The organism is Bartonella sp. AA81SXKL (genome assembly GCF_042196945.1).
Taxonomy (GTDB): domain Bacteria; phylum Pseudomonadota; class Alphaproteobacteria; order Rhizobiales; family Rhizobiaceae; genus Bartonella.
In genome coordinates this window covers 1-3234 of sequence record NZ_JBHIRH010000046.1, presented here as the reverse complement: position 1 = coordinate 3234, position 3234 = coordinate 1, and the positions used below count along the sequence as shown (strand labels likewise).

General features: G+C 34.4%; 1 protein-coding gene. It reads right to left on the bottom strand.

Going from position 1 to position 3234, the window contains the following annotated elements; translation table 11 throughout:
• Positions 1–674 precede the first annotated feature (674 nt).
• Entirely contained in the window at positions 675–2582 is a 1908-nt protein-coding gene (gene traG, locus ACFINZ_RS09145; protein WP_375701367.1) for a Ti-type conjugative transfer system protein TraG, read from the bottom strand.
• Between the last annotated feature and the right edge of the window lie 652 nt (positions 2583–3234).

Genomic DNA, 3234 nt, shown 5'->3' with positions numbered 1-3234 from the left:
TGCGTAGACGACCAAAACATTCTCTTACCAATAAAGTAATTTCATGAAATTAGCAATAAAATTTAAAAACAGTCTTTATTTGTATTTTTATCAGAGGCAGATAACCTCTCATTTTTGATTAAATTATATACGAACGAAGTGAGCTCTATTTATTGAAATAAGTATAAGATCATAATCAAGAGATGCTAGACGTATTAGCTCGTAGTAAAAGCCTTTCATAGGCATCATTAGCAAACAAGCAAAGAAATATCATGATAATAAAACCAATGACCATTGCTGTTTGGTGTTCATAGGGTGCAACTCTCGCTGTGTATCCCCAAAAAAGAAAAATAGGAATAAAGCCAAGCCACCAGCAAAGAAGTTTAAGAAGGCAAAAACTGGTTTACGAATGAATAATAAAATAAGGAAGATTGCGTAAAGCAACCTTTTAAATATCACAGCCAATATTCTACGTATTATCTTGAACACCCCACATATTATAATTGATAAGATACTCTTTGTATGTCTTGATTTTTTTGGTGTTTGTCTTCTTAGCAGAAAGATCGTTTATGACTTTCTCCCATTTTCAAGCCACTATATTATAAAAATGTACTATAAAAATAATTTATCTCTAATTATATCATCCAAAAATACAACAATATTTTATTCATTTTAACTAAAAAATAGATGCTTTATTAAGAAGAAAAGCTATTTTCATTAGTAAGAGCTGTTAAATCCTTACGTCTAAAATAGATAGAGCGTCCACAACGAACAGGTGGTTGCCCTTGCATAAGAATAATCTGTTCGTCTTTTCGCATTTCTTGTGTTATTTCATGTGGATATATTAAAGGTCTATGCTGGGTTTTTATATTTTCTGTCCCTCTTGTATGGAATCCTCCTAGAGGTTTGCTTGAATCTTTCACTTCAATGGTCATTTGACCACATGCCTTAGATATATTTTCAGCAGTTTTAATATCTTTTATTGCGGCATAGCTTACAAAAGCACAATTTTCAAACCATGTCATAACGCCTGACGAACCGAAATAGTGTTCTATTTGATCTACAGACTTGTAAAAAAGCATGAGAGATATACCATATTTGCGTCCATGATCACGTGCTTCTTCTAAAATGTTCATATATCCTAAAAGATCAGCATTATCTAAAATAAAGAGCGCTCTTTTTGCATAATTACCATTAGCGGCTTCCATAGCTCTGAGAAAAGAGCCAACAAGGACACGCCCAACACCTGGATAAGATTTTAAAATTTTTGAGGGGATATTTAGAAAAATATCAATATTTCCCTTTGTTATATCGGTAGTTTTAAAATCATGACCACTGATAAGGTTTGCATAGTTAGAGAGTGAAAGCCATTGTATATCTTTTGCAGCAGTAGAATAGACATCTGAGAAAGTTTGTTCAGCCATATTTGTAAACACCCCAAGGGTTTCACGAATAAATTGGGATGGAGAATTTGATCGTATAGATTGCAATTTTCCAATCACGGATGGTTCTGGCATTGACATGATCGTATGAAGGGTTTTTAAGTTTTTTTCCTTTAATGTGTATTCATCAGAAAAGACAATATGCGCAAGTAGTCCTGTTAACAAATTATGTGCCTGTAATACAAAAAATTGATCAGTCGAAGTTGATTTGCCGTTTTCAGAAAGAAGGAGTCTAGCAACTTCAACCAACCCCGCTTCTCTTTCATAAAGGGGTAGATTTTCATCTAACAGCCAATCTAAAGGATTAAAAGTTTCCGTTGAAGAACCATGAGGATCAAGAACGTATACTTTTCTGTTTGACAGCTGCCTTGTTTTTTTTACCATTGGAGCGACTTCAGTTGAAGGGTCAAAAACGATCAGTGGACCGGAATATTTGAGACAAGTTGGAATAACATTACTGGTTGTTTTATAACTACCAGAACCAGCAAAAAATAACATATGGGTTGAATCAAAATTGAGTTTATATGTCAACAATGGCTGGCGACCACCTTTTCCCCATGTTGTTTTGTCTTTAGGATTAAAAGGGACATCTTTAACAATATCTTTGTCGACTCTATAGCGCTCTCCTATGACGACTTCGCCATCACGAGGAAAAATCTTTTCAAGGCGTTTCATACTCATCCATTGAACACCACCAAAGATCGTATTTTTTGAAATTTTCAAAGGTGAAGCTTTAGGTAATGATAGTTTTATCGTGTAACCAAGGATAATAACGCCAATAACAACACCCCATAAAACCATCCTATCAAAGAAAGGAAGAACATCCGCCCATGTCATATTATCTTGACCTACATATGGACTAAGTCTGATATATTCATTTGCACTATAATAAGTTGCAAACAAACCAAAGATGATCATGGACGAAATAGTGATATTTTTTCTGATATGCCTTTTTTGTAATAAGATGAATGAAGAACATGAAAATGCAATAAGGATTAAAATATCCAGTGGCTTTGATCTTACAAACCAATAAGCATCAGGCGTCGTTCCATTTTCTGTAATGTTATTGATGGTTATATTGACCAAAAAAGCTACAATGATTGAAAAGATGAGTGGCAATGCTAAAAATATAATCTGTTTTTTGTCTAATTTATTGACCATTTTCCCCCCTGCATACCAGAAAAAGCTTCTCTTCCTATTTTTTTCGAAGTTTTTATATTTTTTGAATTTTTATCAAGTTTTGAAACGTAAAGCAAACCATCTTAAGATGAAAGACTTATCTGCCTCTCTAAGACGGGCTTTTATAAAAAGCTCTCCTAAACTAATTTTTTCAAAAATTTTTTCAAAGTTTCTTTGATGCTTCACGCGCTATTTAAATTTCTTACTTAACTCTTTTACGACACTGCATATGCTTCTTAACAGAAAAAAAACCCAATAACAATACGCATTAGTGTTCACTGAAAAAAAGCGCGGTTTATCATGTTGTGCCGGAAAACATCGTTGTTCAGAGCCCTGATATAAGGCATGTAAAACTTCACATATTTAAGTGTTTTTAGAGTGTGTAATAAATGGGCGTGACTTGCCCCGTAACGCCCTTTTTAAAGTGAACCACATGAATGGGTCAGGAGTAGATCACCCTTCCCCGCCAACAGAAGCCGGACTGTTTACAGAGCAGCCCTTAAGTCAGGAATATGCATCCTTTAGAGCGTAGAGCGGGAGGAAATCAAACACAAAAATGCTTTCTGCTTTTTAGGTTTGAGCTCTCTAAAACTTTTCAAAAGGATGTGCTCTTCTTTACTTGCGATCCCTTCAT

What these genes read in the sequence shown, in the direction of transcription:
- traG (WP_375701367.1), bottom strand. Translation starts at nt 2,582, where the DNA reads ATGGTCAATAAATTAGACAAAAAACAGATTATATTTTTAGCATTGCCA.